18 protein-coding genes are annotated in these 18386 nt (G+C 38.0%); 5 read left to right on the top strand and 13 right to left on the bottom strand.

Going from position 1 to position 18386, the window contains the following annotated elements; genetic code table 11:
• Positions 1–11: 11 nt before the first annotated feature.
• The 5 genes from RCJ95_RS20805 to RCJ95_RS20785 form a co-directional block, all read right to left on the bottom strand.
• Positions 12–1841, bottom strand: a complete 1830-nt coding sequence (locus tag RCJ95_RS20805; RefSeq protein WP_446722729.1) for a peptide ABC transporter substrate-binding protein — start codon at positions 1839–1841, stop codon at positions 12–14.
• Between the two features lie 475 nt (positions 1842–2316).
• Positions 2317–3111 (bottom strand): M55 family metallopeptidase, encoded by a 795-nt coding sequence (locus RCJ95_RS20800; protein ID WP_004229439.1) that lies wholly within the window; start codon positions 3109–3111, stop codon positions 2317–2319.
• Positions 3108–3722: a M15 family metallopeptidase gene (locus RCJ95_RS20795; RefSeq protein ID WP_446722728.1), complete on the bottom strand. Its 615-nt coding sequence runs from the start codon at positions 3720–3722 to the stop codon at positions 3108–3110. The genes RCJ95_RS20800 and RCJ95_RS20795 overlap by 4 nt, the downstream gene beginning before the upstream one ends.
• A gap of 405 nt (positions 3723–4127) precedes the next feature.
• Entirely contained in the window at positions 4128–5186 is a 1059-nt protein-coding gene (locus tag RCJ95_RS20790; RefSeq protein WP_446722727.1) for a DmpA family aminopeptidase, read from the bottom strand.
• A gap of 1 nt (position 5187) precedes the next feature.
• A complete protein-coding gene (locus RCJ95_RS20785) occupies positions 5188–5886 on the bottom strand; it encodes an aspartate/glutamate racemase family protein (protein ID WP_257521841.1) in 699 nt (232 codons plus the stop codon).
• A 227-nt stretch (positions 5887–6113) separates the two neighbouring features.
• Here RCJ95_RS20785 and RCJ95_RS20780 point away from each other — a divergent pair, with 227 nt between their 5' ends.
• Positions 6114–7511 (top strand): alanine/glycine:cation symporter family protein, encoded by a 1398-nt coding sequence (locus RCJ95_RS20780; RefSeq protein WP_221680804.1) that lies wholly within the window; start codon positions 6114–6116, stop codon positions 7509–7511.
• A 121-nt stretch (positions 7512–7632) separates the two neighbouring features.
• Here RCJ95_RS20780 and RCJ95_RS20775 read toward each other — a convergent pair whose 3' ends face one another.
• The 4 genes from RCJ95_RS20775 to RCJ95_RS20760 form a co-directional block, all read right to left on the bottom strand.
• Positions 7633–9594, bottom strand: a complete 1962-nt coding sequence (locus tag RCJ95_RS20775; protein WP_446722726.1) for a methyl-accepting chemotaxis protein — start codon at positions 9592–9594, stop codon at positions 7633–7635.
• Between the two features lie 175 nt (positions 9595–9769).
• Entirely contained in the window at positions 9770–11449 is a 1680-nt protein-coding gene (locus RCJ95_RS20770) for a methyl-accepting chemotaxis protein (RefSeq protein WP_257521839.1), read from the bottom strand.
• Between the two features lie 155 nt (positions 11450–11604).
• Positions 11605–12321, bottom strand: a complete 717-nt coding sequence (locus RCJ95_RS20765) for a hypothetical protein (protein ID WP_446722725.1) — start codon at positions 12319–12321, stop codon at positions 11605–11607.
• 283 nt (positions 12322–12604) lie between these two features.
• Positions 12605–13591 carry a tyrosine-type recombinase/integrase gene (locus RCJ95_RS20760; RefSeq protein WP_446722724.1) on the bottom strand — a complete coding sequence of 329 codons (987 nt, stop codon included), beginning with the start codon at positions 13589–13591 and terminating at the stop codon, positions 12605–12607.
• A 266-nt stretch (positions 13592–13857) separates the two neighbouring features.
• Between RCJ95_RS20760 and RCJ95_RS20755 the strand changes: the two genes are divergently transcribed.
• From RCJ95_RS20755 to RCJ95_RS20745, 3 genes are all read left to right on the top strand, one after another.
• Entirely contained in the window at positions 13858–14055 is a 198-nt protein-coding gene (locus tag RCJ95_RS20755; protein ID WP_446722723.1) for a helix-turn-helix domain-containing protein, read from the top strand.
• Positions 14056–14076: 21 nt separating this feature from the next.
• Complete coding sequence (locus RCJ95_RS20750; protein WP_446722722.1) at positions 14077–14250, top strand: hypothetical protein; 174 nt, start codon at positions 14077–14079, stop codon at positions 14248–14250.
• Between the two features lie 141 nt (positions 14251–14391).
• Positions 14392–14775, top strand: coding sequence for a hypothetical protein (locus tag RCJ95_RS20745; RefSeq protein WP_446722721.1), 384 nt, complete (start codon positions 14392–14394; stop codon positions 14773–14775).
• A gap of 163 nt (positions 14776–14938) precedes the next feature.
• On the opposite strand, the gene RCJ95_RS20740 is transcribed toward RCJ95_RS20745, so the two are convergent.
• The 3 genes from RCJ95_RS20740 to RCJ95_RS20730 form a co-directional block, all read right to left on the bottom strand.
• Positions 14939–15595 (bottom strand): M15 family metallopeptidase, encoded by a 657-nt coding sequence (locus RCJ95_RS20740; RefSeq protein WP_446722720.1) that lies wholly within the window; start codon positions 15593–15595, stop codon positions 14939–14941.
• Complete coding sequence (locus tag RCJ95_RS20735) at positions 15592–15852, bottom strand: phage holin (RefSeq protein WP_446722719.1); 261 nt, start codon at positions 15850–15852, stop codon at positions 15592–15594. The genes RCJ95_RS20740 and RCJ95_RS20735 overlap by 4 nt, the downstream gene beginning before the upstream one ends.
• 94 nt (positions 15853–15946) lie before the next feature.
• Positions 15947–16114 carry a hypothetical protein gene (locus tag RCJ95_RS20730; RefSeq protein ID WP_446722718.1) on the bottom strand — a complete coding sequence of 56 codons (168 nt, stop codon included), beginning with the start codon at positions 16112–16114 and terminating at the stop codon, positions 15947–15949.
• Positions 16115–16567: 453 nt separating this feature from the next.
• Here RCJ95_RS20730 and RCJ95_RS20725 point away from each other — a divergent pair, with 453 nt between their 5' ends.
• Positions 16568–17719, top strand: a complete 1152-nt coding sequence (locus RCJ95_RS20725) for an acyltransferase family protein (protein ID WP_446722717.1) — start codon at positions 16568–16570, stop codon at positions 17717–17719.
• A gap of 174 nt (positions 17720–17893) precedes the next feature.
• Here the strand turns inward: RCJ95_RS20725 and RCJ95_RS20720 are convergent.
• The coding region (locus RCJ95_RS20720; RefSeq protein ID WP_446722716.1) for a transposase at positions 17894–18386 on the bottom strand (493 nt) is incomplete at its 5' end.

The following is an 18386-nucleotide window of genomic DNA, read 5'->3' as shown; positions in this document are numbered from 1 at the left end:
ACGAAATTCTACTACTTTTCAGCATTGGCTAGTGCTTCCGCACGTTCTTGCTCCCATTCGGCAAGCGCTTTTTTAAATTCTTCATTACTCATCGGCTTTTCTAACACTTGCTGGCCTTTAAATTTCTCTGCCGTTACACCAAATGGCGAATATTGTGCCTCGAATGGATTTAATTTAGAAGCCATATAGCCACTACCACCAACTGAATAGGGAATAACAAAGGCTTCATCAATTAAAAATGCTTCTGCCTTCGCAAATAACTCATAGCGTTTGGCTGTGTCAATTGTTTCTTTCGCTTGATCTACAAGATTTTGATATGTTGTTTTTCCATTCGCCTCTTTATAGCCTTCTGCTAATTCTGGTTTATTGTAAGTACCATCTACTGTAAAAGGATCTGTATACGTAGATGGATCTGCAAAGTCAGGACCCCAGTTCGCCTCTAAGAGTGCAAATTTACCTGGACGACGTACCTCTGATAAGAAGCCTGTGGATGGACCAGCCTCTACAATAATGTCGACATAATCTGTCCCTAGTAGTTTTTCCATTTGCTGCTCGACTACTTGAGAGCGATTAGCCCAATCCGGCATACCAGCGTTATAAGGCATTAATACTTTCACAGGGAATGTAGCTTTACCCGCTAATGCCGTTTTTGCTTTTTCTTTATACTCCAGGGCCAGCTCTTTATTGAAGGAATCCTCATTGGAAATGGATGTAAGTGGTGCTAGTTGTGTATAATCCACGCCTTCCACATCAACAAAGTTTTTTGGTGTAATGGTATTGCTCAACAAATCTGCTGGATTATATGGCTCAACCGTTAGCATAGCGGACACACGATCAAGCGCATGGAATAAGGATTTGCGGAAATCTTTATTATTGACGGCGATTTTCCAGTTATCAGGCTCGTATTGGGCGTCAAACTGTGGGTTGAAGTTGAGTGCATAAAAGTAGGTATAGAAGTTATTTTGTGTTTGACGAACCTGAGATTTTTTCTTTTCATCTTTAAACCATTCATCAATGATAGAGGTAGGGATACTAGCCGAATCGATTTCGCCACGTAAAAACAGCTCAGGCGCCACAGTTGCCGCTTCTTTATTGTATTTATAGCGAATACGATCAATCAGCACCTTGTCTTTATCCCAGTACGTTTCATTTTTCACAAGAACGCGTTCATTTTGTGGCTCAAATTTATCTAAAATATAGGCACCGTTATAGAGAAAGTTTTCACGTGTTGTGCCAAAATCATCTCCTTTTTCCGCAATGAACTTGCCATTTACAGGGAAGAAACAAACATAATTCAACATAGAAAGAAAATAGGGTGTCGGCGCCTCTAAAGTATATTCTACTGTATGTTCATCTAGCGCCTTTATGCCTACTTCCTTGAAATCGTTCATCTCGCCATTATAGAAAGCTTCCCCATTTTTCACCACCGTCGCAATCCAAGCTGTCGATGATTCATTTTTAGCATCAAGCACATAGTGTAAGCCATCCACAAAGTCTTGTGCTACAACAGCTGCATATTCCTTGCCCTCATGTGTTACCCATTTTGCGTCATCACGCAATTTGAATGTCCACACCGTAGCATCCTCATTCGAGGACCACTCTTTCGCTAATCCTGGCTGGACCACCCCATAGTTGTCATATTCAATGAGCCCATCCACCATATTCGCAGCCACCGCAAATTCATTTGTTTCTGACGTCTTTAAATAATTTAACGTTTTAATTTCCCCTGAATACACCACTCGATATTCTGATGCTTTTTCACTCGCTGACTTGTCATTACAGGCTACACAAAATAATACGACCAGACATACGAACAGCAACCAATATTTTCTCACAAGCATCCCCCTAGTCATCTTTTTATAATGAAAATCCTATTGGTAGGATGGATTGCACCTTCCCTAGGATCATTCAAACATAAGCTAGGTCTGTCTAAATCGACCATCTATCGATGAAATGAACAACGGTACATACTCGTTGTCACGGTTATGAGATTAAATTGTCGGTTCTATCAACTATCAAACCACTCAGACAGCGTGTCCCACTGCTTTTAATTATCCGTTTATGTGGGGTTAAACTAGATTAAGCGCTTTTCAGCTATATGTGAGCGGGTTCTTCGATTTTTTGATCACTTTTCACGTGATTATGAGCGGGTCTCTCAACCTTTTGATCACTTCTCCTGTCTTTGTGAGCGGGTCCACCACTTTTTTGATCACTTCTCACACTTTCATGAGCGGGTCCCTCACCAAATGGATCACTTCTCACCTTTCAAGAAATAGAATCCTCACTTGATGTAAAAGCTCCCACTAGACCTTTCCATCATGTTAAAAATTGCAGGACACGCAGCACCTCATAAAAATCATGGGTCAAGAACTCCACGGTATTATGTGGTTTGAATTTGGCATTTGGATAAAATGAATTGCGATAGGCTCTTGTATGGTCACGATAAATAATCTCTACCATAAAGTGTTCTGGCAACGTTACCTGTAATGCGGCACGAGGGATCTTCATAGAAGACTCTACCAGTCGCTTGGTTTCCATTATGGTTAGTTGTGGACTGACACTAATCGTCGCATTGCCGATGCCTTCCTTTGTAGCAAACGTGACAATGTGTTCATTTATCGCCTGAATCTCTTCTGTCAACCCCACATCCCCACTTACGAAGGACACGGGCACATCGTGTAACGCTGCTGCATACGTATTGATCAGAAATTCGCTCGCATATTCGCCATTAATTTTGACATCTGCGTATGTGCAAAGCGTGTGGGCTAGTGGGTTACGCTCACTGCCACCCTTGCTGTGATAACCGATAAAAATAGCACGGTCAAAGCTTTGATCGAGACCTGCTACCATACACATAGGATCATATGTCCAGCCACGGATGACTTTACAGTTGATTGGTAAATTGGAAATGTCTAGATTGCGGGCTGAATCATGTGCGTCCTTTAATAAAATTTCAGTTGCTCCCCCTGCTATCGCTCCTTCAATGGCAGCTTCTACTTCTCGCGTCATTTGTCTTTGAAAAAACTGATAGTCAGGTGCGTTTAACTCGGTCTCACTCCACGAGGTTGTACCTGTAATCCCTTCAATATCTGCACTAATATAAACTTTCATAGAAATCGAAACTCCTTTACATTGTGATTTTGAATTGTTGCGTGTACTGCTCCGTAATGAGCTACCTGTGCATAAACACGTCTAGCCCATGCCACATTGCCATAATCGTAATGCCACCATTCCTCCGCATAGTTCGTAAATCCAGCAAGTGTCATACAGTTATACAGCAAACGTCGGTGCTGACAGGCAAGCGGATTTTCTTGCGTATGCTGTTCAAAATAACGGGTCGCTGATTTTTCATTCATTTCATCAAACGCTGTCCCAAGATCGAGGGCTTTACCATGAACATCAGCCAGTGTTACATCGATGGCACCCCCTGTTAAATGGGGGGCTAAATGGGCTGCATCTTTACTTGGAAATGCTACATATTTTTTGGTCGCCTGCATAATCTCTTGTGGTGTTAACTGCGGCATCCTTTTTGCTAATTGCTGAGAAAAATGGCTGAACAAATACTGCTGTACTTGAAATGGGCGATAGCCATCATAAAGTAATAAGCCATACTTTTGAGGTAATAATGTTAATACCTGTTGCAAACGCTCATAGACACCTTCTCTTACATAAATAACGCGTAAACTATTAGGAATCTGTTGCTGATAGTAGATTGGCTTCATAAATACCCTAGGATGAGCACCTGTAAGCTGGATAAGCGGCTCATTGTTTTCACATACAACTGGTGATGGCGAGGGGCTTCCATTTAGAGAGGGTGCTATTGGTTGAAAAAGATTAATAATAACGGAACCCCCTCTTTAAATAGTTAGATAATTCAGTTTTTTAAGTTGAATATTATCACATCTCCCTATCATTGACTAGATAAAAAAAGAATAATTACAAAATAATGGATATACTCTTATAATGATACATATTCCAGCAATTGACGGGTCAAAAAAACACTTATATCCTCTAATTAAGGATTTTATTCATCTTATAGCTCGCTCATGCTAAAAAATTAACGAATCCTGTTTGGTTACCTAAAAAAAGCCATTGAAACACATTTGCTGTTTCAATGGCTTTTTCTTTTATGCCTGATGAAAGGAGTAAGCTTGTACAGTATGACCATTGCGGCCAGTTGTTGTCTGTGCCTGCGATAACGAATTCAGTATCGCTTCCTCAGTCGCTTCCGCTGCGGCTGTAAACAGTTGATTCATGATGGGATGATCCTCACGAAGCTGAATTCTTGTCTCAATAAGCTGATCAGCGGTATGAGGAATACTATGTGCCGTCGTGAAGCCAATCACAATGTCACCACTACCATGTGAAAAATGACTGCCTGTCCGTCCTAAACCGATGCCACAGCGTTTAATGACACGTGTCAATTGTCGACTACTTAGTGGGGCATCTGTCGCAAGGACAATGATAATGGAGCCATCTGTTGGTGATAAGATAGATTGGTTTTGCGTAGTTGAGACTTTGTAATGCTCAGCTAAAAACTCCCCACCTTGTCCAAAATTACTAAGAACTAGACAGCCTACTGTATAGTTCACTTCATTTGATTCTACTTTGACGATGCGAGAGGAAGAACCAATTCCTCCTTTATAACCGAAACACATCATCCCTTTTCCTGCACCAACAGCGCCTTCCTGTGCCGTCTTTGTAGAGGCTTGACGAATGGCTTCTATGGCATGATCAGGTGTCACTGGACAAGCTCGAATCGAATTAAGATAACTATCATTACACTCGCCTACAACGAGATTAATGGTTCCTGTTGTCAGTCCAATGTCTTCATTCCTATCAAGCATATAGCTTAATGTACCTTGTGTAACAGCTGGTACGCCAAAAGTATTGGTTAACATAATGGGCGATTCCAGTACACCTAGTTCATTCACTTGCACAAGTCCCGTTGTTTTCCCAAAGCCATTTAGTACATAGCTTGCCGCTGTTACCTTTTGCTGAAATACATTGCCTCCATGCGGTAAAATGGCTGTAACGCCTGTACACGCATAGGCCCCATTCTGATCTAATGGCTCATCCAATGTCACATGTCCCACTTGGACTCCTTCTACATCGGTGATGCAGTTTTTCTGCCCAACTGGTAACATACCAATTTCAATGCCCAATTGTCTTACTTTTCCCTGCATATTATGCCTCCTCCTGAATCGCCATTAATACAGCAGCCTGTGCATGGATCGCCGTTGTATCAAACACCGGAATGCTGACATCCTCCTGCTGAATCAATAAGCCGATTTCCGTGCAGCCCAAAATTACCCCTTGTGCCCCCGCATGTACAAGCTCCTCGATCACTTGGCTATAGTACGTTTTAGATGCTGGTACAATGGTGCCAAGACACAATTCATCGTAAATAATTCGGTTTACTTCCATTCGGTCGTTGCTGTCAGGCACGATCACCTCTATGCCAAAGCTTTCTACCCTTGCCTTATAAAACGCTTGCTCCATCGTGTACTTTGTGCCAAGAAGCGCTATTTTCTGTAGCCCTGCTTCTTTGATTTGCTTAGCTGTCGCATCCGCAATATGTAAAATAGGAATGGTTATAGCAGGCTCGATAACATCAATGACCTTATGCATTGTATTGGTACAAATGATGACTAGGTCTGCACCTGCCCGCTCCAGTGCTTGTGCAGCTTGAGCTAGTACCTCACCTGCTTTGTCCCACTCACCGTTAGCTTGAAAATGCTCAATTTGCTGGAAATCTACACTAAACAAAATACATTTCGCAGAGTGTAAGCCCCCTAGTCTATGTTTAACCTGTTCATTAATAAGTCTGTAATATTCAGCAGATGACTCCCAGCTCATCCCACCAATTAAGCCGATTGTTTTCATGTCTACACCACTCCTTTTTTTCTATTATTATACGCCTCTCTCACACAAAAATAAGAAAATTTTCCAAAAGCAATATATGACGCTTGGAAAATAATATATAAAAGGATTTTTCACAATTAATAAATTTGAAATATCAAAATTTTAGTATAATTCATTATATTAAAAAAAGTTGATTTTATATAAAAAAACAGTGTAGACTAAAGCGTATTGTGAAAGGAGGACAACTTATGGAATGGATCTCAACGATAGTTGATAGCGGAAATAATATTTTATGGACATATATCCTCATTATCTTACTTTTAGTAGCAGGATTATATTTTTCATTCGGTACGAAGTTTGTACAAATTCGTCTTTTTCCTGAAATGTTTCGTTTAATTGTAGAAAAAAGAGAGGGCGATTCGGGGGTTTCTCCGTTCCAGGCCTTTACCATTAGTGCTGCTTCACGTGTTGGCACAGGAAATATTACAGGGGTAGCCTTAGCCATTGGTGTAGGCGGACCTGGTGCAGTATTTTGGATGTGGATAATCGCAATTTTAGGGATGGCCACTGCCTTCATTGAAAGCACCTTAGCGCAGGTCTATAAAGTGAAGGATGGCGATACATTCCGTGGTGGACCCGCCTACTATATGGAGAAAGCGTTAGGTCAACGAAAGCTTGGCATTATTTTTAGTATTTTATTAACATTAAGCTTTGGCTTTATTTTTAATGCTGTGCAATCTAACACAATTGCCACTTCAGTCGGCGAAGCCTTCGATGTAAGTCCTAAGATTATTGGGGCTATACTTGTCGTTTTAACTGCCTTAATTATTTTTGGTGGTGTCCATCGTATTGTAAAGGTGACACAAGTTCTTGTCCCGGTTATGGCCATCTTTTATTTGCTTGTTGCTCTTTTTGTTGTGGTGACCAATTTATCGGAAATTCCCCATGTTTTTTCATTAATTTTCACTCATGCATTTGGCCTACAGGAAGCTGCTGGTGGTGCAATTGGTGCTGCAATCATGCAGGGTGTACGTCGCGGTTTATTTTCCAATGAAGCAGGGATGGGGAGTGTGCCGAATGCTGCGGCAACTGCTAATACTTCACATCCTGCTAAGCAAGGACTTGTACAAAGCTTAGGTGTCTTTTTTGATACGATTATGATTTGTACTGCCACTGCGTTTATCATTATTTTAGCGGGCTTATATGATAAAGGTGAGAGTGATGGTATTATTTTGACGCAAAATTCTTTAGCTGTTCATGTTGGTGATTGGGCTCCTTATTTTATTGCCATCTCCATCATTTTCTTTGCTTTTAGTTCGATTATTGGTAATTATTATTATGGTGAATCCAATATTGAATTTATGGATGCCCATAAAGCTTGGATGTTTTGCTATCGAATTTTAGTGTTAGTTATGGTTATGTTCGGCTCCATCGCACAAGTACAGCTTGTATGGAATCTTGCTGACCTCTTTATGGGGCTGATGGCGCTTATCAATATCGCCATTATTATGATGCTCGGTAAAATTGCCTTCCTTGTGCTAGACGACTTTACTGAACAACGTAGAGCAGGCAAAAATCCTGTCTTCTATGCAAAATCAATCCCAACCTTAAAAAATACTGACTGTTGGGAAGAAGAAGATCGATAAAATACTGAACGCCACTTCTAAGATTGGAGTGGCGTTTTTTGATAAAAACGGTTGCTTTGCTCTATTAGTACGGCATTTATCAACACTTAACGCCACCCCAAATTTGGAGTGGCGTTGTGCTTTAATATTTAAACTGACTAATCAGTAGCTTTAATTCATCCGCCATATGTGCGAGTGCTTGCGCAGAGGCATTGATTTCCTCCATTGAGGCTAATTGCTCCTCTGTTGATGCCGCTACATCCTCAGACGCCGCTGCATTGCCTTTCGCGGAGAATGCCAAATCTTCGGTTACTGCTGCTACCTCTTGAACACCTGCAGACATCTGCTCAGAGGCTGAAGAAACCTCCTCCATTTTAGGGGTAATTTCATTCATACTTGTCATAATGACTTGGAATTTTGCAATGGCTTCATCGGAAATATACAATCCACTTTGCACATCCTCTGTAACCTTCGCCATAATACTGACAGATTGCTCCGTTTCTTGCTGAATCCCTCGGATAAGCTCAAATATTTGTTTAGCTGATTCCTGTGATTGCTCTGCAAGCTTCCGCACTTCGTCTGCCACGACTGCAAAGCCTTTCCCATGCTCTCCTGCTCTTGCTGCTTCGATAGCGGCATTTAAAGCCAGTAAATTTGTTTGATCTGCAATGCTTGTAATCACATCTAAAATGGATGTAATTTGCTGAGAGCGTTCATGCAATGTCTGGATTTTCGCATTGGAGTCTGCTACGGATAAATGAATGGATTGCATTTGATCCTTTGTATTTTGGACAGCTTGTCCGCCTTCGTCCGCCTGTAATGTCGCATGCTGTGAAAGGTCCGTCACTGCCGAAGAGATTTCAGCAATATGCAGAATGGCAGTAGAAAGCTCATGTAAAGAAGCTGCATTTTTAGTGGCACTCATCGTTTGAGAATCAGCGCTTGTTGCAACATCCTGAATGGAAATCGCCACTTTTTCCGTTGCAATGCTTGTCTGATTGGCATTGGCAGTTAGTTCTTCTGCTGAAGAAGCAACCTCCTCTGCATTTTGTTCAATTTTTTGAATTAGTGTCCGTAAGCTTTCTTGCATATCATTAAAGGCTTGTCCTAATTGACCAATCTCATCTTTTGACGTAATCGTTACTATTTCCGTGAGATCCCCTTTGCTGATTGTAACAGCACTATCCTTTAAGGCTTTAATTGGTTTAATGACAGCCCTCATTACAAAATAAAAAATGATGGAACTGATGATAATTGCTGCTATAAGGACTAGAATCGTATGGTATAAAATTGAGGAAGCAGACTCATCAATTTCTTTAGCAAAAATCGTTCCTGTTATTTTCCAATTTGTCAGCTCATTTGTCGTATAGAATAATAGACGATCATCACCATTAAAGACATATTCATACGTACCTGATGGACTTTCGTACATTTCATCAAGGAAGCTTTCTTTCAGCTCCCCTCCCGCTTCCAGTGTAGGATGTGAAATGACCATCTTGTCCTCTCCAAAAATAGAAGGATACCCATTTTTTCCGATTCGAATTGAATCAGCAATTTTTTGAAGATCGGTTAATTTAATATCAATTGCCACAACCCCAGCCTGATCCTTCGTCTGCTTAGCAACTGTTACCACCATATCACCCGTCCCCGCATCCTTGTAAGGGTTGGTAATTAAGGTTTCTCCTTTTAAAGCTGTCGCCTCTTTATACCAATCTCGATCTAATGGATTATAGTCTGCATCATTTAATTTTGGCTCCTGTGTAAATCGACCGTCATTCATGCCAATATAAACACTCAATACATCTGCATTAAGCTTTGTATATTGCTGAAATTTAGCCACAATCGAAGCTTGTGCTTCTTCATATTGGCGCGCATCTATTTCACTACTAAATACATTAATATCACTCATTTTCTCACTAATCGTTTTGTCAATGAGCTTATTTAAAATGCCTACACTTTCATTGGCACTAAATAAAATTTCTTCTTCAATCGAGTCTTTTGCAGATAAATAAGACAAACTCCCAACAGATATGACAGGGATAAGTAATACTAGCGCAAATAGCGTATAAAGCTTGCCCTTAAAACTGCTAAATAGTTTCTTCATATATCAATCTCCTTTTGATTTTTTCAAAACCTCTCCCTCTCTTTATCTGCTTAACATTTCTCCCAAAGCTTTTATCGGACAAAAAAATTTTTTTCTAACTTTTTTACGATTTTCATATTATTCAGGCTTTACCGACAAATAAAAACCCCTGTAACTAGACAGGGGTCAATTGGATTTAGTATTTAAACGACTGAATGGATTCTTGCAGGTCTATCGCCATCTTTGCTAGATGGGTAGAGGCTGCTGCAACCTCCTCCATCGCTGCATTTTGTTCCTCTGAAGAGGCTGCAACACTTTGCACATGATGGCTTGATTTCATTGACACTTCACTAATATAGTCGATTTCCTGCACTAACTTTTCAATATCTTGATGGATTGTTTGAATCGCTGCCGTTACTAGCTCGGTCTGTGCTTGTACATCATTAATGGCATCATCAATTTGTATAAAATTATCCCTTGCCATATTAACCTTTTCACGACCTACATGGACAGAATCATTACTATTAACCATATCTTCCTCGATAACCCTCGTGCTATCTGTAATTTGGGCCACTACTTTTTCAATATCAACTGCAGCAAGATTTGACTCATCTGCTAACTTGCGGACTTCCTCTGCCACTACCGCAAAGCCTTTCCCATGCTCCCCGCTCCTTGCGGCTTCAATGGAAGCATTGATAGCTAGTAAATTGGTCTGTGTCGCTATACTTTTAATGACATTTACTGCTGATACAATCGCCGCTGTATTGTCATCTAAATCTTGCACACGTGTATTTAGCTCACTTGTGTTAGTAGAGATTTCATTCATTTGCGCTGTAACATCATGCACAGAAGAACGACCTGTTTGTGCCATATTTTTCGTGTTGACTGTTGCTTGATTCACGCTTTGTATGCTTGTAGAAATATCATTCATTTTCTTCAAAATATGCGCAGATAAATTTCGTACATCACCTGTTAATGTATCCTGCTGATCAATACCTTGTGCAATATCATGAATAGATTCTGTTACCACCTCTGTCGCCTGTGTAACCTCCATGCTACTTGCTGTTAGCTGTTCGGATGTTGCGGCAACTTGCTCAGAGGAATTTCCGACTTGTTTCATCATCAGTCGAAGCTTTTCTGACATACTATTGAAGGAATCTGCTAAGTGCGCAAACTCATCCTTGGTTTTAAATTGTAAATGCGTATGCAAATTCCCTTCCGAAAACTTATCCATTTCAACCACTGTTTGTTGAATATTTTTTGCGATCCGTCTACCGAATAGTGTTGCGATGATAATGCTTATAAGTAGAGAAATAGCCACTAGAATCATAATTTCGAGGCCACTTCTTTCTCCTTTTTGCTTGGTAGCCTCAATATGAGCCTGCATATCTTCTTGCTGAGCTGTTGCCATTGTTTTTCCAAAGACAACCAATTTCTGAGAGCCCTCACCTAAAATCGGTAAAGCCATTTGTTGTGCTTGCTGGTGATCCCCTCGTTGATAAAGAGGCACAATCTGTCCATCTATAGCCTTTTCCCAGTCGTCAAGCTGCGATAAAAATTGATCAAAATCTTGATTACTATCGCCTATTTCCTGAAGTCGATTAATGGACGTATGTAAGGTATTTCGGATTTCATGATGATTGTTGAGCATTTCTTCCTTGCCATATAACATATACCCACGAATAGCCGCATTCGCTCGTACGGTTTGGAACGAGATATCTTGATATAAATGGATTAATTCCGTATTGTCTTCGATTTCTGCTAATGTCTGATTATTATTATTCAAGTAGTACATAGCAATCCCTGAAATAAGCAGTAAAAAGATGAGGACAATACCAAAAGCAAATTGCAATTTCCGTTCCACAGTTAGTCTCATATGATTCCCTCTATTCTTCTATAATCCACTTGAGTATAGCCTACCTAAACCTATTAGCCTATAAAATCTATGTTTCTCCTCCTAAACTATCGCTAAAATTTAACAATAATGAGAATTTCGCATCTAAGCTATTGACAATAATATCCACTATTTCACTAGTTGATATAGGAAGTAATCATTTGGAAACCATAGAGATAACACCAAAAGAGCGGAAGAAGCAGGAGCATTTTCAGGAAATGACCTCTTTTTTCTAAAAACTCTCGCATGCCTGAAGTCAGCATCATCGCACTCAGTAATAGTAAGCTATGTTGAGCCCCATAAATCTGCATAGAGAATGTGATAATAAGCGGTAAGATGGCTGGATAAATAGAATCTGCTAGTGATCTTTTATCCTTCGTAATGGAGGGCATGCTTTCTTTCTCTGTGGATTTAGTGGCTACTAGTTTCTTTGCAAGCATAAAGACAAGACCAAAAAATAAAATTGTATAAACAATAAATAATAGCCACGGTATTTTGCTTTCATTATTTAACAAATGAAAATAATCCTCAGCTTCTTGAACTTGCAGTACATAATACCGTCCTGTTTTTTGATCCATTAGGAAGAATCGTTCATCCTCGACTATTACTTTCAAGGCCGTTTCCTTGCCATTATGGTAGCGTATGTATAAATCACTTACTGCTTCATGGTCTGCTGGTCGACTGCTAAGGTCCTTTTTAGTTTGTAAAACTTGCTGAAGGCGATCTGTATCTTTCACCTCATAGCGGTCGACATAGAATACTTGCTTTAACGGATATAAATAGTGCTCTTTGCCATTACTTCCAGACAAATACCAAGCCTCTTTAATCGATTGAATAGGAGTATGCAGCGGCACTAGCTCCTCCCGCTGCCTTTCATTGTAAAGGAAGAGTAGTAGTGTGCTTATACTCAGATTATGATTCATTAAGGAAATCTGCCGAAATATTTTTTATAAACCAACCTAGAAACCAGTATTCATGGGGTTTTCATTAAAACACAAAAACTTATATAAGAAAACAACAGAAAAAGAACGAAGTCTTTTGAGGAACTTTGTGGGGAACTAAAAACTTAACATTTGATATTATAAATACACAGGCAGGTAAGTATACAAGTCACTAGACCAAAGTGACTTGTTTAGTTTATTGAAAATGGTATTTTTTAAAAGCGTCATGTTTTCGTTCTTCTGAAACTGGTGCATACCTAAGTGTAGTAGCTGGATTTTCATGTCCCAACAAATGTTGCAGATCAGCCAGCTCTATCCCCGTATCCATAGCGAGTGCTGCGAATGTATGACGCATAACATGAGGTGTTAAAGGCTTGCTAACTTGTGCTGTTTGTTCGATTTTATCAATTTGAAACTGTATTCCTCTGTTGGTTAATCTCCTAAATGGTCTACGTTCAGTAACAAACAACGCCTCACAATCATCTGTACGTGATTTTAAATATCTCTTCAAATGATAAAGAGCCTTAAAACTAAGAAAGACTTTTCTTTCCTTACTCCCTTTTCCAAATACAATCGCGCTCATATCCTGCCAATTGATATCATTAATATTCAATGCTTTAAGCTCACTTAAACGACATGCTGTACTGTAAAATACTTCGATTAAAGCTCTCTGACGAAGCGTATCACAAGATTCTCTTACAATCTCTAACTCTTCTATAGTCAAACCTTCTCTAAGTCTCTTAGGTGATTTAGGAGTCTTTATTTTTGCTGTTGGATTTTTTAGTAGCATTTCTTCTTGCACGAGCCAATTATAAAATGAGCTAATTATCGTTAACTTAGTCGCTATAGTACCACTTTTCAGTTGGGCATTAGCAGCTAGGTATTGCCTTATATCTGCTGTTGTTGCACGAAGTAAATTTTTCTGGATAAATTTAATAAACCGTTTTAACTCATAAATATAATTAGTAATTGTAGTTATTGAGTAATTTTCTAATTTAATAGCATTAATATACATCTTCAATAGATCTTCAATACTCTCACTTACATCAATTTCGTCCTTCACTTCAATTGTATAGGTTGAGAATAAATCATCTAAATATAAAGCAAGTTTTGTCTCATCATAATTTCCAGATGCCATTTTAACAACAGTAGTTATTTCATTTAATAAATGTAGTTTGGACATAACTTACCCTCCTACTGATGATTATTAGTTCATTTATTTGCTTTACATTTATTTTTGTTTCCGCTTTTTGTGTTTAGATGGATTACTTAAATATGCATGTTGCTCCCTCATTACGTATATACGTTTATTCGTAATTCTTGATAACATTGTATTATACGCATATTCGTACAGTCAATATGAATTTCATACTTTTATTTGATATTGCGTATAAACGTATAATCTGATATATTTTGAATAAGAGATCAACTAACGAAGGGTGGTTTAATATGCGGATAAAACTAAAAGAAGTAATGAAAGAACGTGGACTTACACAATTAAAATTGGCTGAAATGACAGGTATACGCCAAGCTGCTATCAGTGAAATTGTTAACAATCGTAGAGACACAATTAACAAATCGCATCTAGAAACCATTTGTAAGGCACTAGAAATTAATGATTTTAATGAAATACTTGAATGGGAATAACTCTTCTGTGGAGGACTAACCATGTTAAAAAAACTGATTAGTAAAAAGAAGCCACAACTTAAGAAGCAATCTAAAAAGGCACTGTTTCTGTTTGAGGCTACTGGAGTTAGACCTATAAAGATTAAGAAACCAAAGTCATTGATTAAGAAAAAACGGAAACCATCTTTAAAACGGATAATAAAAAAATTATTTTAAGCAGATAACTAATATTGGTTGTCTGTTTTTTACTATGTACAAACCTCATTAAATTTCCTATTATAGTTAAAAAAGGAGGAATTTAATTTTAAAAAAACAACAGTATTATTTAGTGTATTAATTCTACTTTTAACTTTTAGTATGGGTGCTTATGCTGCAACTAAATACAATTTCGTTTTTGATGGGAAGAAAGAATCTATTGATGTACAAGTTATTAATAATAAAGCCTACGTACCATTAAATGCTGTTACATCAAGTACTACTGGAGCTTCTACTACTCAATCTGCATTATCTAAAACAATCAATAATGTTACAGTCAAAATTGATGAAGTTGTTCAAAATTCAGATTCGCTAAAAATTTACGTAACGTATGTAAATAATTCGAAAAAAGAAGTTTCTACTGGCGATAGTCTTTCTAAAATTATTGCTGGTGGAAAACATATGAATACGACTTCGATTTTAATTTTGAAAGATATTACGATAAAGATGTTGCAAAATCAGCTAGCTATATTGAACCTAGTGTAACAGAGAGTTCAGTGATATTTTTCAAACCAGTATCTGCTGATAAAATCATCATTGTATTAAATGCAGATTACGAATCTTATCGTTTTAACGATATAAAAATCCAAAAATAATAAATTAAAAAATCCCAGGCTCAAAATTAATTGAGTACCTAGGCTTTATTCTTCTATCGTTGAGAGATAATAATTTTTAACCCTTTAAAATCACCTGTTGTCATGGTCCCCGAATCGAATTTATCAAGCCATGACTTATCAATCTTGCCTTTATCTACTGCCTGTTTAATGTAATCACGTACAGCATTTTCAGTTGTTGGGTTTGTAAATCTCATTGTTTCATCATCCTTTTCTTTTGGTTTATCTTTAACGATTAGTTGTACTTTTAACTTGCTGTTAGAAGGTACGATTACTTGTCCCTCTAAATTGTACCCTTTTGGCATAGCCCAATTTGAAGGAATCTCGAAGTGGGGCGCATCGTAATTTCCTGCCTGCCAGTAACCGCCCCATTCAATACCTAGTTTTTTAGCTATTGCTCCCACCTTAGACAAAATAGAAATATCATATAAATTTCTTGGCGGTACTACAGCAATATCCCAAGCTCTACGTGATGTATGATTACTATTACGTGTCCAAGTAACTACTTGTCCTGGTCTTGTTCGACCTTGCTCATATAGATAATTTTGGCGTGCTTGGCTGCGGTATGTCTCTGTGATGAAAATAAAATCTATACCTGCCTTGTAGCATTCTTGAAAGAGTAGTCGGCAGGCTGTTTGTGCTGCTGATGTTAATTCGCTTAAATCACGACATGTAGTTGTTACACTAGTCATTTCACATCATCCTTTGATTTTTTATATTTTAATGCTTGCTCACTATCACTTGCGCCTTCAGTTGTTGGATCAGCAATTACACCAATCAGCACTAAAAAAGCGAGTACAGTGTTGAATAACTCTGTAACTCGCTCGTTATATATTGTTGTATCAAAGCCGAAATTAGCTCCGATTTGTTGAATAATTAGTAGCAACAATGCAAATGCTCCCACTAAGAATGGTTTGTGTTTTAAACGTACTTTCCAGTTGATTTTCATTTAATTATCCTCCAAAAAGTGAATTTTGTAATGCTATAAATAAAACTCCTACCACACCACTAATTGCAGCATCTAAAAAATAACCTTGATTTTATCACTGTTCTGTTCCATTTTTTTCAACAGATTTTTCGATTTGTTTAACACTTGAAGCTGTGTTGTACACGATTGGTTTAATTGTTGATACGTCTTTTTCTAGATCCTTCAGCCGTCTTTCATGGTCAGCTACAGTAACAGCTTGTTGAAAGGTTGTTTCTTGACTCATGCCCTATTCCCTCTCCTTTGTCCCTTAAAATAAAAAGCTATGAGGAGCCTCGAGAATCAGTAACATGTACTGTTGTTCATCTCGATTGTTCTCATAGCGTAAAAAATGCATAAAAAATAACGCTAAGCATATGCTTGCGTTTTATAAAAGATTCTTTATTATGCGTATCCACCCAAAGATAGAAACCCATAAAATAATACTTAATAGTAAACCATTAAAAACTCCTACGAAGAATTTACTTTCCATTTTTACCAACCCCTTATTGTAAAAGGATTGGTAAAAAAATAGGTTGTTAAACGATTATCTTAATATTTTTTGATTAGAATAATCCTCTTTTACTCAAAAGAATTTTGGATTAACAATTTAAACAAAAAAAATTATAAGATAGACAACACTATATATATTCCATAGAATATAAATTGGCTTTAATCACCAATCGGAAAGGAAACTAAAATGAAAAAACTTACTTTCTTGCAAGCCTTTCGAGGTATTGCAGCATTAATGGTAGTAATTCTACATAGTAGAATTAACTATCCAACGAACGAATCTAGCTTAATATCAAATTGGCTTTTTAATGCCAATGGATCTGGTGTAGATCTATTTTTTGTTATAAGTGGTTTTATTATGGTGTATACAACCAGAAACACAGATGGAACATTCCTATATACAACCAAATTTGCTGTTAAACGATTCGCGAGAATTGTACCTGTATATTTGGTAGTGTCCATCATTTTTTATATAGTCATGTTAATTACATATGGATATATTAACGCTGATTATAAATTAGGTTGGAATGATGTAATTAAGTCCCTTATGTTCATTCCCCTTGATTTAAATAATGGTAGTGCTCCGTTCTTCGGCTCTCCAGTACTTCATGTTGGATGGTCACTTAATTACGAATTATATTTCTACTTAATTATTTGCATCAGCCTACTATTTAAAAAATTTAGATGGGTTGTTTTCTCATCTTGGATTGCATTCTCACTACTATTTTTACCATATATCTTTGATAATGATGTTACACTTATAGGTTTCCAACGTTATAATTTTAGTAGCTACCTTAATATAATTACATCTCCTTTAATCTGGGAGTTTGTTGCTGGTGTCGTAATTGGGTGGTTATACTTTAGCCCTCTTCAAATACATAACCCTCTAGTAGCACGTAGAATTGCTTGGATTTCAGCGGCATTTGCTTTCTGGTGGATAGTATCTGGCGTACATTCAGGTGTAGGTGTTACACATTGGGGATTCCCTATGGTAATTATGGTATTTTGTTTTGTTATTGCAAGTAAAACTTACGAATTCACTGTTCCTAAATGGCTAATATGGCTTGGAGATATATCTTTCTCACTTTACTTAGTTCATCCATTAGTTACAGATACGGCTTCTCTCCTCTTATGGGACACACCTGCCAGAGTAGCAATACAGGACCCAAGTTTTTTACCTTTGATGGTTGCTCTTTCTTTAGCAGTAGCTTCACTATCACATCATTACCTTGAAAAAGGATTAAGTAATAAAGTACGTGATGTGATTTTAAAAAAGATAGAGCTCTTTTTTTCAAAACATAAGAAACATAAAGATAAAGAAACAGATCATGTGAAGTAAATCGAGTCCTATCATTAAAAGCAAAAGGGTGTTAATTAACACCCTTTCAGACTGTAGACAAAAGCCCTCGAGAAGTTCACTCTCGAGGGCTTTTATCATTTTTCTTCCTATGTCGTCTTGATATTTAGTAATACATTACCAAATCCAACATACTCTTCGAGCATAGTTGCTCTCTTAAGCTACTTGCCACGTCCAAGTAGCCAGTTTCTTTAAATTCATGGCAGCAAAAGTAAGCATCGCCTGCATGGACAATTTTTTTAGACCTCTTAAGGTTGTCCATCGCATACCATGCTTTTCCTTTGCATCGGCAAAGACACGCTCAATCGTTTCTTTGCGCTTTGCATAGATTTGTTTGATGTCATAGGAATGGCGTAAATGTTCTGCTTCCTCCACATACGATTCCCAAATATGACGTTGAATGAGTTTTTGATGATGCTTACTTTCTGTACATTGGGATAGGCTTGGACACTTCGCACAAATCAAAGGATTCGATTTATATTGACGATACCCTTCTTTAGTCGTTGTCGTATACTTCAATAGCTGTCCTTGTGGACAAAGATAACAATTATAGTGCTCATCATATATATACTCATGCTTTCGGAAGAATCCATCTCTCGTTTTAGGACGTGTATAAGGAAGAACAGGCAACATTTGATTCTCTAATAAA

Source organism: Lysinibacillus sp. BSL11 (assembly GCF_052928325.1).
Note: the sequence above shows the minus strand (reverse complement) of the source record. Positions and strands in the feature narration are given on the sequence as shown.